18 protein-coding genes are annotated in these 15,780 nt (G+C 65.7%); 11 read left to right on the top strand and 7 right to left on the bottom strand.

Features of this window, described 5'->3' with window-relative positions; all coding sequences use genetic code 11:
- The first annotated feature begins 19 nt into the window (after positions 1-19).
- From JWN03_RS14480 to JWN03_RS14490, 3 genes are read left to right on the top strand one after another with little or no spacing between them, the layout of a single operon-like run.
- Positions 20-409, top strand: coding sequence for a hypothetical protein (locus JWN03_RS14480; RefSeq protein ID WP_297614622.1), 390 nt, complete (start codon positions 20-22; stop codon positions 407-409).
- Positions 406-750 (top strand): YbaB/EbfC family nucleoid-associated protein, encoded by a 345-nt coding sequence (locus tag JWN03_RS14485; RefSeq protein ID WP_297614623.1) that lies wholly within the window; start codon positions 406-408, stop codon positions 748-750. Before JWN03_RS14480 ends, JWN03_RS14485 begins: the two co-directional genes overlap by 4 nt.
- A 10-nt stretch (positions 751-760) precedes the next feature.
- A complete protein-coding gene (locus JWN03_RS14490) occupies positions 761-2,011 on the top strand; it encodes a primosomal protein (protein WP_297614625.1) in 1,251 nt (416 codons plus the stop codon).
- 126 nt (positions 2,012-2,137) lie between these two features.
- On the opposite strand, the gene JWN03_RS14495 is transcribed toward JWN03_RS14490, so the two are convergent.
- The 4 genes from JWN03_RS14495 to JWN03_RS14510 form a co-directional block, all read right to left on the bottom strand.
- Positions 2,138-3,229: an adenosine deaminase gene (locus JWN03_RS14495; RefSeq protein ID WP_297614627.1), complete on the bottom strand. Its 1,092-nt coding sequence runs from the start codon at positions 3,227-3,229 to the stop codon at positions 2,138-2,140.
- 142 nt (positions 3,230-3,371) lie between these two features.
- Positions 3,372-3,635, bottom strand: a complete 264-nt coding sequence (locus JWN03_RS14500) for an excalibur calcium-binding domain-containing protein (RefSeq protein WP_297614629.1) — start codon at positions 3,633-3,635, stop codon at positions 3,372-3,374.
- A 67-nt stretch (positions 3,636-3,702) separates the two neighbouring features.
- Positions 3,703-4,980, bottom strand: a complete 1,278-nt coding sequence (locus JWN03_RS14505) for a thymidine phosphorylase (RefSeq protein ID WP_297614664.1) — start codon at positions 4,978-4,980, stop codon at positions 3,703-3,705.
- Between the two features lie 133 nt (positions 4,981-5,113).
- Positions 5,114-5,515, bottom strand: a complete 402-nt coding sequence (locus JWN03_RS14510) for a cytidine deaminase (protein ID WP_297614666.1) — start codon at positions 5,513-5,515, stop codon at positions 5,114-5,116.
- Positions 5,516-5,815: 300 nt separating this feature from the next.
- On the opposite strand from JWN03_RS14510, the gene sdhC reads away from it, so the two are divergent.
- Genes sdhC through JWN03_RS14530 form a run of 4 tightly spaced genes read left to right on the top strand, consistent with a single transcriptional unit; the run spans position 5,816 to position 9,195 of the window.
- Positions 5,816-6,208, top strand: a complete 393-nt coding sequence (gene sdhC / locus JWN03_RS14515) for a succinate dehydrogenase, cytochrome b556 subunit (protein WP_297614631.1) — start codon at positions 5,816-5,818, stop codon at positions 6,206-6,208.
- A gap of 8 nt (positions 6,209-6,216) precedes the next feature.
- Positions 6,217-6,648 (top strand): succinate dehydrogenase hydrophobic membrane anchor subunit, encoded by a 432-nt coding sequence (locus tag JWN03_RS14520; protein ID WP_297614633.1) that lies wholly within the window; start codon positions 6,217-6,219, stop codon positions 6,646-6,648.
- Positions 6,649-6,664: 16 nt separating this feature from the next.
- Positions 6,665-8,422, top strand: a complete 1,758-nt coding sequence (sdhA, locus tag JWN03_RS14525; protein ID WP_297614635.1) for a succinate dehydrogenase flavoprotein subunit — start codon at positions 6,665-6,667, stop codon at positions 8,420-8,422.
- Positions 8,422-9,195 carry a succinate dehydrogenase iron-sulfur subunit gene (locus JWN03_RS14530; RefSeq protein ID WP_297614637.1) on the top strand — a complete coding sequence of 258 codons (774 nt, stop codon included), beginning with the start codon at positions 8,422-8,424 and terminating at the stop codon, positions 9,193-9,195. The genes sdhA and JWN03_RS14530 overlap by 1 nt, the downstream gene beginning before the upstream one ends.
- 73 nt (positions 9,196-9,268) lie before the next feature.
- Here JWN03_RS14530 and JWN03_RS14535 read toward each other — a convergent pair whose 3' ends face one another.
- Positions 9,269-9,886: a PadR family transcriptional regulator gene (locus JWN03_RS14535; protein ID WP_297614639.1), complete on the bottom strand. Its 618-nt coding sequence runs from the start codon at positions 9,884-9,886 to the stop codon at positions 9,269-9,271.
- Positions 9,887-10,012: 126 nt separating this feature from the next.
- Between JWN03_RS14535 and JWN03_RS14540 the strand changes: the two genes are divergently transcribed.
- A complete protein-coding gene (locus JWN03_RS14540) occupies positions 10,013-10,474 on the top strand; it encodes a hypothetical protein (protein ID WP_297614641.1) in 462 nt (153 codons plus the stop codon).
- A gap of 206 nt (positions 10,475-10,680) precedes the next feature.
- Positions 10,681-11,568, top strand: coding sequence for a phenylalanine 4-monooxygenase (locus JWN03_RS14545; RefSeq protein WP_297614643.1), 888 nt, complete (start codon positions 10,681-10,683; stop codon positions 11,566-11,568).
- On the opposite strand, the gene JWN03_RS14550 is transcribed toward JWN03_RS14545, so the two are convergent.
- Together JWN03_RS14550 and JWN03_RS14555 are read right to left on the bottom strand one after the other, a co-directional pair.
- Entirely contained in the window at positions 11,565-12,203 is a 639-nt protein-coding gene (locus JWN03_RS14550) for a TetR family transcriptional regulator (protein WP_297614645.1), read from the bottom strand. The genes JWN03_RS14545 and JWN03_RS14550 overlap by 4 nt on opposite strands.
- Entirely contained in the window at positions 12,193-13,707 is a 1,515-nt protein-coding gene (locus JWN03_RS14555) for an MFS transporter (protein ID WP_297614647.1), read from the bottom strand. Before JWN03_RS14555 ends, JWN03_RS14550 begins: the two co-directional genes overlap by 11 nt.
- A 235-nt stretch (positions 13,708-13,942) precedes the next feature.
- Here JWN03_RS14555 and JWN03_RS14560 point away from each other — a divergent pair, with 235 nt between their 5' ends.
- Positions 13,943-14,587 (top strand): ester cyclase, encoded by a 645-nt coding sequence (locus JWN03_RS14560; protein WP_297614649.1) that lies wholly within the window; start codon positions 13,943-13,945, stop codon positions 14,585-14,587.
- A gap of 99 nt (positions 14,588-14,686) precedes the next feature.
- The coding region (locus JWN03_RS14565) for a D-alanyl-D-alanine carboxypeptidase (protein ID WP_297614651.1) at positions 14,687-15,780 on the top strand (1,094 nt) is incomplete at its 3' end.

Genomic DNA, 15,780 nt, shown 5'->3' on the forward strand with positions numbered 1-15,780 from the left:
CCGCCCGGAGGAGGCAGGCATGACGCAGCCAGAGATTCCGAGAGTCACGGCGCCGGAGGTTCCCAAGGTCACGGCGCCGGAGGTTCCCAAAGTCACGGTGGCGGCGAGCAGCAATCGCGCCGGCACCGTCACCGTGCATGCCACCGATCAGGGCATGCCGGTGCAGGTGCGTTTCGAGCGCGGTGAATACCGTTACGGCGCACAGGCTCTCGCCGACGAAATTCTCCGGCTGAGCAAACGCTCCGCCCTGGTCGCCAAATCCCGCCGCCGCGAACTACTGGCCGAGGCCGGCCTGCCGGACGAACTACTCGATCGGCTCGGCCTCCCCACCCGCCGGGCCGCGGTCGACGAACTCGATCGGCTCGACGATGCCGACACCGGCCCGGCGAGCTGGCTGGGCCGGGCATGAGCGACGAGATGAAGGCACTGGTGAGCGGTGTCGCCGACCGGCTCGAAGCGCTCGAGGCCACGCTGTACGAGCTCGGCCGAGTGCGCGGGCAATTCACCAGCGAAGACCGTTCGGTCACCGCGGAAGTGGACGGCGACGGTGCGCTGACAGGGCTGTGGCTGGCCGAATCGGTGACCTCCCGGCCGCCCGCCGAGGTGTCGCAACTGGTCCTCTGGGCGTGCCAGCAAGCGGCCGCACAGGCGAGCGCGCAACGGGCCGAAGCACTCGCCCGATTGAACGAGTCCATCGCGCCGGGAAATGTTGGGGCAGCCCGGATAGTGCCTGAGGCGACCACTAGATAGGCTTCCGGTCATGGCTTCTGGAGACATCGTCCCGATCGCGCTCGGACTTACCAAAGGCGATCTCGTCACCCTGTGGGCGCCACGCTGGCGAGACGGCGACGATGAGTGGCAGGCATTCCTCGGCCACGAGGAAGACCTCTACGGTTTCGACTCCGTAGCGGAGCTGGCCGCGTTCATCCGTACCAATGCCGAAAACGATCTGGTGGATCATCCCGCGTGGAAGATCATCGCCGGTTTGTCGGCGGCCGAACTGGAGCCGGAGGAGCAGTTCGTCTTCGATCTTGTCGGCGTGCCGGAGCTCGCGGCCGACGAACCGGATCCGGAGATCATCTCCGAGCTCGAGGAGACCCTCGAGATGGTCCGCAATATCGGTGACGTGTGCGAACTCGACGCCGTGACCAAGTTCTTCGGATCGCATCCGGTGCTGGGCGCACTGCCGGGCGGCGTCAGCGCCTTCGCCGGTAAAGAGGGCCAGGAGCTGTGGGACCAGATCGGCGCGGCCATCAACAAGGACTGGGACGCCGTGCTCGACGCCATCGACTCGGTGGTGGAGATCCCGGACGTCGATGCCGATGCGGTGGCCGTCGCCGAGGCCGAACTGCTTGCGGCGGAAGAGAACATCGTGGACGCCGAGGATGTGGCGGACAACGACGAGGATATCGAGACCGTCGACCTCAATGCGGAAGACGAGGACGAAGAAGAGGACGAGGAGCTCTCGTTCTGGCACGAGGTCGGCATCGACCCGGTCAAGATCATCACCGGTGAGGGCACCTGGTTCACGCTGCGCTGCTACGTGGACGACGAGCCGATCTTCCTCGGCAAGGACGGCGCCATCTCGGTGTTCCCGTCCGAGCGCGCCCTGGCCCGCTACCTCGCCGACGATCACGAGCACGATCTGGTGCGGGTGAGCACCTACAGCGAGATCCAGACCTCCGCGGTGGACGGTGCGCTGGAGGTCGAGGTGGACGAGGAGAACATCTACGTACTGCCCGGCCTGGCCGACGATCTGGCGCAGGGCCCGCAGTCCGTCGATACCGATCAGCTCGACCTCGCGGTCGAATTGTTCACCGATGCCGCCGATTACGCGGAGGAGGACAGCGTCGAGAAGGCGCTCGCCGTGTCCTCGCCGCTCGGCTGGTACGTCTCCTATCTACTCAACCCGGACCCGGGCCGGATGGCGCCGAACCCGCCGTTCGCGGCGGAGTCGGCGTCGTGGCGGGTCCTCGAGGATGCCTTCGAGGCGCGCCTCACCAAGGAGTAAAGGCACCGCCCCATCATCGGCAGCCGCCCCGTCATCCCGGCGCGCTTCGGCCGGGATCCACTGAAAACCGCTGGAGTACAGCGGGTGTGGATCCCGGCCGAAAACATGCCGGGATGACGAGCGCGGTCAGCCGAGCATGACCGCGTAGCCGGGCTTGATGACTTCGTCGATGATGCGCAGGCGTTCCGGGAACGGGATGAACGCCGACTTCATGGCATTGATGGTGAACCGTTCCAGATCACTCCAGCCGTAGCCGAAAGTGTCTGCCAGCTTGAGCATTTCGTTGCTCATGCTGGTATCGCTCATCAATCGGTTGTCGGTATTGACGGTGACCCGGAAGCGCAGTCGCGCCAGCACGTCGAACGGATGCTTGTCCAGCGACGGCACCGCACCGGTCTGCACATTCGACGACGGGCACAGCTCCAGCGGAATTCGCAAGTCCCGCACGTAATTCGCGACCCGGCCGAGCACGGGGCCGTCCGGACCGTCGGTGATGTCGTCGGTGATGCGCACGCCGTGGCCGAGCCGGTCGCAGCCGCAGAAGGCAAGGGCCTCATGGATGGACGGCAACCCGAATGCCTCACCCGCGTGAATCGTGAAGTGCGCGTTATTGACTCGCATGTACTCGAAGGCATCCAGGTGCCGGGTCGGAGGGTATCCGGCCTCCGCGCCCGCGATATCGAAGCCGCCGACGCCCAGATCCCGGAATCGCACTGTCAATTCGGCGATTTCGCGGGAGCGCGCGGCATGCCGCATGGCGGTGAGCAGGCAGACCACCCGAATCGGCGTACCGGCCGCGGCGGCGATTACCTCGCCCTCCCGGAATCCTGCGAGGGTGTATTCGACGACCTCGTCCAGGGTGAGACCGTTTTCCAGATGCTGTTCCGGGGCGAACCGCACCTCCGCGTAGACGACTCCGTCGGCGGCGAGGTCTTCGGCGCATTCGCGGGCCACTCGCAGCAGGCCCTCGGGGGTCTGCATGACGGCGACCGTGTGCGCGAAGGTTTCCAGATAGCGTTCCAGCGACCCGCTGTCCGCCGCGGTCCGGAACCAATCCCCGAGAGATTCGGCGTCACCAGCCGGTAACTGGTCATAGCCGCAGTCGCGAGCCAGCTCCAGCACGGTGGCCGGTCGCAATCCACCGTCCAGGTGATCGTGCAGGACCGCCTTCGGCGCCTGGCGGATCGAAGCGAGAGTGAGGGGCGTCGGTCCAGTCATGTAGAAACGGTAGCCGCATTCCCGTTCTGCGGCATAGCAGTTGATCTGTGTCACCTACTGGTAGGCGTGTCGTTGCCCACGCGTTGCTGGACTTCTTGTGTTTGTCACCTAATTGAACACAGCACCTAGTAGGCGCCGCGATCTAGTAGCCGCAAGCCACACCCGTGCCCTTCGGGTCCAGGAACCCCGTATACCCGGGCTGGCCGGCCAGCAGTGGCGCCTTCCCGGCCGCCCGCACCTGGTCGCAGCTCGAGTAATACGGGTGCGGCGCGCCCTTGGTGGTCGGCGGGGCCGGAGTGGTGTCGTAGTGCGCGGAGGCGACGGCCGGGAGGAATCCACCGAGGGCGATGGTGCTCAGACAGGCCGCGACCGACGCTCGTAATCGCAAAGAGTTTCTAGGTTTCACGATTTCCAGGCTAGGCCGATCCCCGCGCGTCCGCCCTCCTCGATTCACAGCCTGTGAACAACCTGGGTCAGGCCGTGATGCGGCCCAGGATCAGCGGAGCGGGCTCGGGAGCCGTGCCGATGGCGAAGGCGTCGCGAAGCGCTTCCAGGGCGGCGGGGAAGGCTTCCGGGGTATCGGTATGCAGGGTGAGCAAGGGGCTGCCCGCCGTGACGGTATCGCCGGGCTTGGCATGCATTTCGATGCCCGCGCCGAATTGCACGCTGTCGCCCTGTCGCGCCCGGCCCGCGCCCAGGCGCCACGCGGCTATGCCGATATCGAGAGCGTCGAGGCGAGCGAGAGTTCCGGAGGACGGGGCCGTCACCACTTCGGTGTGGCGCGCCCGGGGCAGCGGCGCATCGGGGTCGCCGCCCTGGGCGCTGATCATCGCGCGCCAGTGGTCCATGGCGCGGCCGTCGGCCAGGGCCTCGGCCGGGTCGGCGTCGATTCCGGCCTGGGCCAGCATTTCCCGGGCCAGGGTGAGGGTGAGCTCGACGACGTCGGCCGGTCCCCCACCGGCCAGCACCTCCAGCGATTCGGCGACTTCGAGGGCATTGCCCGCGGTCAGACCGAGCGGGGTGTCCATGGCGGTGAGCAGAGCCACGGTGCGCACGCCCGCATCGGTGCCGAGTTCGACCATGGCCGTGGCCAATTCACGCGCCTGGCCGAGTTGCTTCAGGAATGCCCCGCGGCCGACCTTCACGTCCAGGACCAGCGCGCCGGTCCCCTCGGCGATCTTCTTACTCATGATGGAACTTGCGATCAGGGGGATGGATTCGACGGTCCCGGTCACGTCACGCAGCGCGTAGAGCCGTTTGTCGGCGGGTGCGAGGTCGGCTCCGGCGGCGCAGACCACCGCACCGACCGTCGGGTCGGCAAGGATCTCGCGCATGCGATCGACCGAGATATCGGCCTGCCAGCCGGAAATCGCCTCGAGCTTGTCCAATGTGCCACCGGTATGGCCCAATCCGCGCCCGGAGAGCTGTGGCACCGACGCTCCGCAGGCCGCGACCAGCGGCGACAGCGGCAGGGTGATCTTGTCGCCGACACCGCCGGTGGAGTGCTTGTCCACGGTGGGCCGCACCAGATCACCGAAGTCCAAGCGCTTTCCGGAGTCGATCATGGCGGCGGTCCAGCGGGCGGTCTCGCGACGCGTCATACCGCGCCAGACAATCGCCATGGCCAGGGCCGACATCTGCTCGTCCGCGACTTCACCGCGGGTGAACGCGTCCACCACCCAATCGATCTGCGCGTCGCTGAGCTCCCCGCCGTCGCGCTTCGCCCGGATTACGTCAACAGCCGAGTGCACACTCATTTCCCCACCCTGGCATGCCCACTCCCCTTCGTCATCCCGGCGCGCTTTTCGCCGGGATCCACACTTTTCGGGGTGGATCCCGGCCAAAACATGCCGGGATGACGAAGGGTGTCGCGCTGGGAAGCGGTTACTGCTGTCCGGCTTCGAGATCCTCGGGTCCGAAGGCGTCCGGGAGCAGCGTCCTCAGCGGGACCGGTTCGCCGCGGTGGTCGATCAGCGCGTCCGCTCCCCCGTGTTCGAAGAGCAGTTGCCTGCAGCGACCGCACGGCATCAGAATTTCGCCCCGGGAGTCGCATACGGAGACCGCGCGCAGACGTCCGCCACCGGACGAAATCAAGTTACCGACCAGTACACATTCAGCGCAGAGGCCCAAACCGTATGAGATATTTTCCACATTGCAGCCGCTCACAATTCGCCCGTCCACGGTGAGAGCAGCGGCTCCGACGGGGAATCGGGAGTAGGGCGCATAGGCATTTCGCATTACTTCAAATGCGCTGCCTCGCAAGAGATTCCACTCAATATCAGACATATCGGACCATCCTTCCATGCCCGTGCGAGCACCCGCGCAGAAGCCATCGGACAGCGTCCAAAAACTCAGGAAAGGCAAACCTAACTCAGGATATTTCAGGCAAACGAGCGGCACGCCGAATTAGTTCCGGTACGGGGCTGGGATTAGAGTTCACGACAGATCGGTTCAGGTTCCCGACTGCGGGCCTGCAGCACTGCCACCGGACGGCGATTCCGGCTGTGAGCTGGTGTTATCGACAGTCCAATGGCTCCGCGCCGGATCTGACCGGGTCCATCAACGACGTTGGAGGCACCGCACTCTATGACCACGCTAGAAGCTCCGGCAAAGCCGAAGCGGACCCTGTACCGAGGCGACCCCGGTATGTGGTCCTGGGCGCTCCACCGCATCACCGGTGTGACGATCTTCTTCTTCCTGTTCGTCCATGTCCTGGACACCGCGCTCGTGCGCGTCAGCCCGGACACGTACGACAAGGCGATCGAGACGTACAAGAACCCGCTCGTCGCCCTGATGGAGATGGGTCTCGTTGTCTGCGTGCTGTTCCACGCGTTCAACGGCATCCGCGTCATCCTGGTCGACTTCTGGTCGAAGGGGCCCCGCTACCAGCGCCAGATGCTCTGGATCGTGCTCACGATCTGGATCCTTGTCGCGGGCGCCGGGATCGGCCGCCAGCTCTTCTACCTGCTGACGAATTGAGCCTCGAGATGACCGCACCTGTTCTCGGTAAGTCCTACGACCGCCCCGCCAGCCTGGACGCGCCCCGCGCCCCGCGGCGTCAGGGTGGCAATAACTTCGAGAAGTACGCGTGGCTGTTCATGCGTGCCTCCGGCCTGCTGCTCGTCGTTCTGGTCATCGGCCATATGACGATCATGCTGATGCTGGACGGCGGCGTGCACCGGCTGAACTTCGCGTTCGTCGCCGGCCGCTGGGCCTCGCCGTTCTGGCAGATCTGGGATCTGACCATGCTGTGGCTGGCACAGCTGCACGGCGGCAACGGCCTGCGCACCGTCATCGACGATTACGCGCGCAAGGACTCCACCCGCTTCTGGCTGAAGGCCGCGCTGGTCGTGTCCATGATTCTCGTCATGGTCACCGGCACCTACGTGATCTTCACCTTCGACCCCAACATCAGTTAGGAACAGGCAGCCTCCGATGAGTGAATCCCGACCGATTCAGGAGCACCGGTACGACGTCGTCATCGTCGGCGCCGGTGGCGCAGGTATGCGCGCGGCGATCGAGTCCGGACCCCGCGTCCGCACCGCTGTCCTGACCAAGCTCTACCCGACCCGCAGCCACACCGGTGCGGCGCAGGGCGGCATGTGCGCCGCGCTCGCGAACGTGGAAGAGGACAACTGGGAGTGGCACACCTTCGACACCGTCAAGGGTGGTGACTACCTGGTCGACCAGGACGCCGCGGAGATCATGGCCAAGGAGGCCATCGACGCCGTGCTCGACCTGGAGAAGATGGGCCTGCCGTTCAACCGCACGCCCGAGGGCAAGATCGATCAGCGGCGCTTCGGCGGGCACACCCGTGACCACGGCAAGGCCCCGGTCCGGCGCGCGTGCTACGCCGCCGACCGCACCGGCCACATGATCCTGCAGACGCTGTACCAGAACTGCGTCAAGCACGACGTGGAGTTCTACAACGAGTTCTACGTGCTCGACCTGGTGATGAGCGGCACGGTCGCGACCGGTGTGGTCGCCTACGAGCTGGCCACCGGCGATCTGCACATCTTCCACGCGAAGTCGATCATCTTCGCGACCGGCGGCTCGGGCCGTATGTACAAGACCACCTCCAATGCGCACACCCTCACCGGTGACGGCATGGCGATCGTGTTCCGCAAGGGACTTCCGCTGGAGGACATGGAGTTCCACCAGTTCCATCCGACAGGCCTCGCGGGTCTGGGCATCCTCATCTCCGAGGCGGTCCGCGGCGAGGGCGGCATTCTGCGTAACGCGTCGGGCGAACGATTCATGGAGCGGTACGCCCCCACCATCAAGGACCTCGCGCCGCGTGACATCGTCGCCCGCTCGATGGTGCTCGAGGTGGCCGAGGGTCGCGGCGCCGGTCCGAACAAGGACTACGTCTACATCGACGTGACCCACCTGGGCGCGGACGTGCTCGAGGAGAAGCTCCCCGACATCACCGAGTTCGCGCGCACCTACCTGGGCGTGGACCCGGTCACCGAACTGGTGCCGGTCATGCCGACGTGCCACTACGTCATGGGCGGCATCCCGACCCGCATTCGCGGCGAGGTGCTGGCCAACAACACCGATGTGGTCCCCGGCCTGTACGCCGCCGGCGAGTGCGCGTGCGTCTCGGTGCACGGCTCCAACCGACTGGGCACCAACTCGCTGCTGGACATCAATGTGTTCGGCCGCCGCGCGGGCATTGCCGCCGCCGAGTACGCGCAGCGCAGCGAGTTCGTGGAGCTGCCGGAGAACCCGGCGCAGATGGTCACCGATTGGCTCGCGCTGATCCTGTCCGACCACGGCAACGAGCGCGTGGCCGACATCCGCACCGAGCTGCAGGCCACCATGGATGCCAATGCGGGCGTGTTCCGCACCGAGGACACCCTCAAGCAGGTCCTCAACGACATCCACGAGTTCAAGGACCGGTACACCCGGATCACCGTGCAGGACAAGGGCAAGCGCTACAACAGCGATCTGCTCGAGGCCCTCGAGCTGGGCTTCCTGCTGGAGCTGGCCGAGGTCACCGTGGTCGGCGCGCTCAATCGCAAGGAATCGCGCGGCGGCCACGCCCGCGAGGACTACCCGAACCGGGACGACACCAACTACATGCGCCACACCATGGCCTACAAGACGGGTCCGGAGTTGATCTCCGATATCCGCCTGGACTACAAGCCGGTGGTGCAGACCCGCTACGAGCCGATGGAGCGTAAGTACTGATGACTGCGACACTCGACAAGGCGGCTCCGCAGAAGCCGGCTCCGGTACCCCCCGGCTCGGTCATGATCACGGTCAAGATCGCGCGCTTCAATCCCGAGGACGGCCTCGGCAATCACTGGGACGAGTTCAAGGTCCCCGTGCTCCCGACCGACCGGTTCCTGAACGTGCTGATCTACATCAAGTCCTATCTGGACGGCACGCTCACCTTCCGGCGCTCGTGTGCCCACGGCGTCTGTGGTTCGGACGCCATGCGCATCAACGGTGTGAACCGGCTGGCGTGCAAGGTGCTCATGAAGGACCTGCTGCCGAAGAACGGCAAGGACCTCACCATGTCCGTCGAGCCCATCCGCGGCCTGCCCGTGGAGAAGGACCTCGTGGTCGATATGGAGCCGTTCTTCGACGCCTTCAAGGCGGTGAAGCCGTACCTGATGACCACGGGTAACGCGCCCACCATGGAGCGCATCCAGTCCCAGCACGACCGGGCCCGCTTCGATGACACCACCAAGTGCATCCTGTGCGCCTGCTGCACCACCTCCTGCCCCGTGTACTGGAGCGACGGCAGCTATTTCGGCCCGGCCGCGATCGTGAACGCACACCGCTTCATCTTCGACAGCCGCGACGAGGGCGCCCGCGAGCGCCTGGACATCCTGAACGATGTCGAGGGTGTGTGGCGCTGCCGCACCACCTTCAACTGCACCGACGCGTGCCCCCGTGGCATCGAGGTCACCAAGGCGATCCAGGAAGTGAAGCGCGCACTGCTCTTCACCCGGTAATTCTGAGCCGAAACATGAAGGCCGCCCGCATCTTTCGATGCGGGCGGCCTTTTTTGTTGCGTTACCGGGTATTTCAGCCGCGGATCGACTGATCCGCGTGCGGCACAAGCGATTCCCACGACCAGGTGAAGGCGCCTGCCGCGAGGTCGGCGACCACGGCTTCGAGCCAGCGGAGTTCGGCCTCGGCGACGGTGCGCTGGTATTCGTCTTCCAGTGTGACGATACGAGGTAGGCCGAGCGGCACGGATTGCGCTGCGTCGGAGTCTATTTCGGCGATCCTGGCACGCGTCGCGACAATGCGGCGCTCGAGTTCCACCTTCGCCTGGTCCGGGCCGAGCAGCATCAGGAATGACAGGGCCGCAGGGAATTCCGGGAACTCATTGCGCGGTTGCGCGATCATCTCGGTCAGCCAGGTGGCGAAGGCGGCACGGCCGGCATCGGTGATCTCGTAAATGGTGCGCTCGGGGTACTGCTGGTCGCGGCCGGTCTCGCGGACCGCCACCAGTCCGGCGTCCTGCAGGCGCGCGATGGTCTTGTACAGCCCCGCTCGCTGCCCCACATTGACGACCTTGTCCTTGCCCCAACCCTTGATGCGGCGCTGGATGGCGTAGGGGTGCATCGGCTCCATATGCAGGATGCCGAGCAGCGCCATCGCCACTGGCGACCGTTTGAACTGCGGCGATGCTGTCATGACCTCATCTTACTGGGCTCCCGATAACTAGATTTACCAATACTAGTTGCACTAACACTAGTTCATGTGCAACTATTGAGGAGCAGGCGAACCCGACCCGCTCCACCCGCCCCGAAAGGCAGCGACATGAACACCACCGCCACCACCCGCATCCACACCGACCACGGCACCACCAAGCGCCTCGGCGATTGGACCGCCGCCAACCACTTCGAGGTCAAGGCCCGCTACGGCAGCGTCGTCATCGACCTGCGCTCGCCGCTGATCGAGGGCGATGACGAGATCGTGGTGCACGCCGACCTCGACCACGCCATGGTCAAGCTGCTCGTCCCCGAGGACGCCGTCATCGTTCAGTCCGAGCTGGAGTGGACCGGTCGCGGCCGGGTCAAGGACTTCGCTTGCCCGAAGGACGTCTCGGGCCGCGTCATCCGCCTGGTCGGCACCAGCAACCGCGGCGAATTCCGCATCCACCGCGGCGGTATCGCCGTCCTGTCGGCACTGTTCACCCGCGAGTTCATCGAGGACGCCCGCCAGGCGCACCGCGAGGGCCGCACCCCCACCCTGCTCGATCCGGCCAACGCCCCGCGCTGATCCGGCCCGGACACCGGTAGCACCGCCCGAAGGCCGCCTGCACTGCAATGCAGGCGGCCTTCGCCATGCCCGCTGCCGCACCGACTGCATAGTGGGTCCGGCATTTCAGGCCGTCATCGCCACCGCACCGCCCGCTCAACTGCGCAATATGCCCAGCTGGGCGGGTGTTTGTTGTCTGAATCACAAGGCGGTGATTGCATCGAAGCATGTTCACCGAGGCGCAGCTGTATTCACCGGTCACCACAGGGGCCGACGGCGATGTGACGGTGCATTTGAGCGACGAGCATCCCGGCGTGCACGATCCGCTGTACCGAACCCGCCGCAATGCGATCGCCGCCCTGGCCCTGGACTACCGGCCGGGTGCGCCGGTACCGCAGATCGAATACACCGGCGAGGAACAGCAAGTATGGCGGATCATCTCCGCCGAATTGGCGCGTAAGCGTGAGCGCTACGCCTGCACCGAGGTGATCGAGGCGGCACAGCGGCTCGCGCTACCCACCGATCACATCCCACAGCTGGACGAGGTGACAGCGAATCTGTTCCCGCTCACCGGTTTCCGCTACGCGCCCGCCGCGGGCCTGGTGCCGCTGCGGGAGTTCTTCGGATCCTTCGCGGATCGGATCTTCCATTCCACCCAGTACATTCGTCATCATTCCGCCCCGCTGTACACGCCGGAGCCGGATGCGGTCCACGAAATCCTCGGCCACGCCAATCAATTGGCGAGTCCGCGCTTCGCCGCACTGTACGAAACGGTGGGCGCGGCCGTCGCCCGGCTCACCTCCGAGCGGGCATTGAAATTCCTGGCCGATGTCTTCTGGTTCTCGATGGAGTTCGGGGTGGTGCGCGAGCACGGCGAAGTCCGTTGTTACGGAGCCGGATTGCTGTCCTCGTTCGGTGAGATCGAGGAGTTCCGCGATGCGCGGTTGCGGCCGTTGCACATTCAGGAGATGGGCACCGCCGTCTACGACATCACGCACTATCAGCCGGTGCTGTACTGCGCCGACTCCATAACCGAAATCGAGGATGTGGTGGGCGGTTTCTTTGCCACAGTCGACGATGAGGTGGTTGCGAGCCTGACGGGACAGCCTGTCTAGAGCGGCATTCCGGCCGCGAGGAAGTCGATGACCCGCACGATCAGATCCCTGTCGAAGGGCACCCGCCCGGATTCCCCGAATGCCCCGGACATTCCGAACATGGCTCCGGTCAATGCGCCGACCAGTGCGCGGATCTCGAAATCCTCGGAGCTGCGGCCCAATCGGTGGGCGACCAGGCCGGACATGAGGGTGATATTGCGCTCGAACTCCCGAGCCATCGCGCCCCGCAGTTCGGGAATCGAATAGACCATATCGACCCGCTCCTGCTCGAAGGCGAGCAGCTCCGGATCGATTTCGTCGAAAGCGTCGATGACGGACTGGCGAATGGCAGCCAGGATCGACATGTCCAGCGGCTGCCGCTCGATGGCCCGGATCATGACCGGATCCAGGTCGTCGGCGAGCACCACTTCTTCCTTGGACGGGAAGTACCGGAAGAACGTGCTCGGCGAGACATCGGCAGCCTCGGCAATCTGCTCGACGGTGGTCTCGCTGTAGCCCTGCTCCCGGAACAGCCGGAACGCCTCGGTGCGGATGGTGCGTCGGGTGCGTTCCTTCTTGCGTTCACGCAGGCCGATCCCGGCCAGGGCGCGCTTGGCCCCGACCGGGATCGTTTCGTGCTTCGACTCAGCCGGCATGAATCGATTGTGCAGCATCGGGCTCGAGCTCCGCTGCGACCGGCCGCTTCCGGGTGAGCACGAGGGCCAATGCGGTGGCCGCCAGCGCGACGGCCGCGCAGACCCACATCATCACGCTCATGCCGTCGACGAACGCGGATCGGACATGCGCGAGTACGGCCGGCTCACCGAGCGCGCGCGCCGCGCCCACCCCGGCATTGACGCCGTCGGAGAGCGGTTCGTGGTTGAGATCGCCTAGGCTGGAACGGTATTGGGTAGCCAGCACGGTGCCCAGTACGGCGACGCCGATGGTCCCGGCCGCCTGCCGCAGGGCTTGCAGCAGGGCCGAACCGGAGCCCGCGCGGTCGGCGCTGAGATCGCTCATGGCCAGCCCCATGGAGGCGGGCATGATGAAGCCCATGCCGATACCGACCAGCACCAGGGCCGCGGCGGCGAAGCCGTAGGGCCGGTCCACAGTAATGAGCGCGGCCATCCCGAGTCCGAGGGTGAGGGAGGCGAATCCGGCGGTCAGCACCACTCGCATTCCGGCTCTGGGCAGTAGCTTGTCCACCACCCGGGTGCCGACCAGCAGTCCGCCGATGAGCGGCAGCAGGCGCAGTCCGCTGCCCAGGGTGTCGGTGCCGAGCACCGATTGGAAGTACTGCGGCATGGTGAAGAACAGGCCGAACATGGCGAAGTTGATGATGACCATATAGACGGTGCCCCAGCGGAATCCGGGTGCGGTGAAGAGGCCGAGATCCACCAGTGGATGCTCCGCGCGCCGCTGCCACAGGATGAACGCGCCGAGCAGCGCCACCCCGGCCGCGACGGCCGCCCAGCCCAAGCCGTCGCCCCAGCCTTCCTGGCCGAGCCGGATGAAACCGTAAGTGAGGCCGAGCATTCCGGTCGCCGAGAGCACGATGCCCCGCAGGTCGATACGGAAGGTGCTGCCGCTGCGCGATTCCGGGACCAGCAGCGCCACCGCGGTCGCGCCGATGACGACCAGCGGCACGTTCAGCAGGAATACCGAACCCCACCAGAAGTTCTGCAGCAGCCAGCCGCCCACGATCGGTCCGAGCGGGAGTCCGATGGCGGTGGAGGTGATCCAGATGGTCAGTGCGCGTTGCCGTTCCGTGGGATCGGGGAAGAGACCGGGCAGCACCGACATGGACAGCGGCATCATGGCCGCGGCGGCAATGCCGAGGACGACGCGAGCGGCGATGAGCTGCCCGGAGGAGGCCGCGAAGGCGCAGGCGAGGGAGGCCGCGCCGAACAGCAGCAGTGCGGCGAGCAGGATTTTCTTCCGGCCGTACCGGTCGCCGAGGGCGCCCGCGGGGAGCATGACCGCGGCGAGGGCGAGGGTGTAGGCACTGCTGAACCACTGCAGCGCGCTGGTATCGGCGTGCAGGTCGACGGCGAGGGTCGGTAGCGCGACGGTCAGCACGGTGACGTCGAGTCCGATGGTCAGCATGGCGAGTGCCAAGGCACCCAGGGCCAGCCAGCGGCGCACTCCTGGCTCATTCATGACAGTTCCAATCAGTTGATTCCAACTTGATAATGACAGATTCTCCCATTTGCTAGACTCTGTCAAAACTTGTTATGTCATCAACCGGGCCGCGCATAGTTGGACTAGTGTCCAGCTCTTGTCGCGACAGCCACTCGGAACGCTGCTAACTTCATCCGGTCAGTTACGAATTAACAGATCCCGCAACGGGTCTGGAGATGTAAGGCACCAAATGACCGATCAAGCAACAGAATCCGTGACAACGCCATTGCATCTGCAAGGACGTGAAGCCGTAATCGCCGCTGCCGCACCGGAAGACTGGCGCGAGGAAGCCCCTGACTACCACCTCAGCCACACCGTCATGCCGGTCGAGCGCACCACCGACCACGCACCGGATTCGCTGGAATTCATTGTCGAAGAGCTGGTGAAGGTCTTCGAGATGGAGGTCTCGCACAAGAAGGATCCGGCCACCTGGGTCTCGCTGGTGGCCGAGCACTACCGCGGCCGGGTCAACGGCGGCGCCTGGCAGGACTCTGCGGAGTTCGCGCGGATCGGCTCCTACAACATCCTGATCGGCGACAACCCGTACTACCCGGGCGGCGAGACCTTCGAGTCCTCGCACCACATCTTCCACACCGCCTTCCCCGGCGGCTTCTTCTGGGAGGTGCTGGAGGTACTGGCCGGCCCGCCGACCGTCACCTTCAAATGGCGGCACTGGGGTCGATACACCGGCGAGTACCAGGGCCACCAGCCGACCGGTGAGCTCATCGAGATGACCGGCATCACCATCGCCAAGGTCAGCGAGGATCTGCGCATCCTCGAGCTGGAACACTTCTACGACAACAACAAGTTGCTCGGCCCGCTCGCCCACGGCTGCCCGGTCGCCAAGACCTCGGAATAACCGGCGGCCAAAACTTTTCAGCGTCCCCGCAGCCGCCTTGCGGGGACGCGCCTTGCCTTCCCGGGCTGTGCACAGGTTGCGCCTTTAAGCTCGTGGGCGATGAGCATTCGCAGGCTTTCGCGCCAAGACCCCAGTCCCCCCGGCCGCAGGCATCGCCTCTCGCTGATCACCGCTGCCGCACTCGTGGCCGGGCTCACCGCGGTGGCTGGCGCGGCGTACGCGCCGCTACCGGGCGCGGCGACGGCGCAGGCGCCGAGCAGCACCACGACCACGCCGTTCACCACCCCGAATACCGACGGCTGCCCGAACAAGACCGCTCCCCCGCCGCCCATCGACGCCTCCGAGGTGCCCGAGCCGGGTGATTCCGCGCCCTCGCCGCTGCCGATCCCGGACCCGGCGATCGGCGGCGATCAGCTCGGCGGGTGCGGGCTGATCGTGCCCGCGGGCGCGCCGCCGGTGCCGGAGGGGATCTCCGCGACCGGGTTCGTGGTGTCGGATCTGGATACCGGCAAGGTGCTGGTGGCCAAGGATCCGCACGGGCGCTATCGGCCCGCGTCCACCATCAAGGTGCTGCTGGCGGATGTGTCGCTGCGGGTGCTGGATCTGAACAAGACGGTGATCGGCACCCAGGACGATGCCAATGCGGACGGCACCCGGGTAGGTATCGGGCCGGGTGGGCAGTACACCAATGCGCAGCTGTTCCACGCGCTCATCATGGCCTCGGGCAATGATGCGGCACATGCCATCTCGACGCAGCTCGGCGGGGACGAGGCCACCGTGGCGAAGATGAACGATATGGCGAAACGCCTGCACGCCTTGGACACTCGCGCCGCCACCCCGTCCGGTCTGGACGGTCCGGGGATGAGCACCTCGGCCTACGATCTGTCGGCGATCTTCCGTGACGCCATGACGATTCCGCTGTTCGCCGAGCTCATCCACACCGAGCAATTCGACTTCCCGGGCTTCCCGGCGGATCCGAAAATCCCTGAGGACAAGGATCATCCGGGCTTCCCCATCGTCAATGACAACCACCTGCTCTACGAATACGACGGCGCGCTCGGCGGTAAGACGGGGTACACCGACGATGCCCGGCAGACCTTCGTGGCGGGCGCACAGCGTAATGGTCATCGGCTGGCGGTCACGCTGATGAAGGCCGATGTGCTGCCCTTCCGGCCGTACGAGCAGGCGGCCAA

This window comes from Nocardia sp., from assembly GCF_025465275.1.
Classification (GTDB): Bacteria; Actinomycetota; Actinomycetes; order Mycobacteriales; family Mycobacteriaceae; genus Nocardia.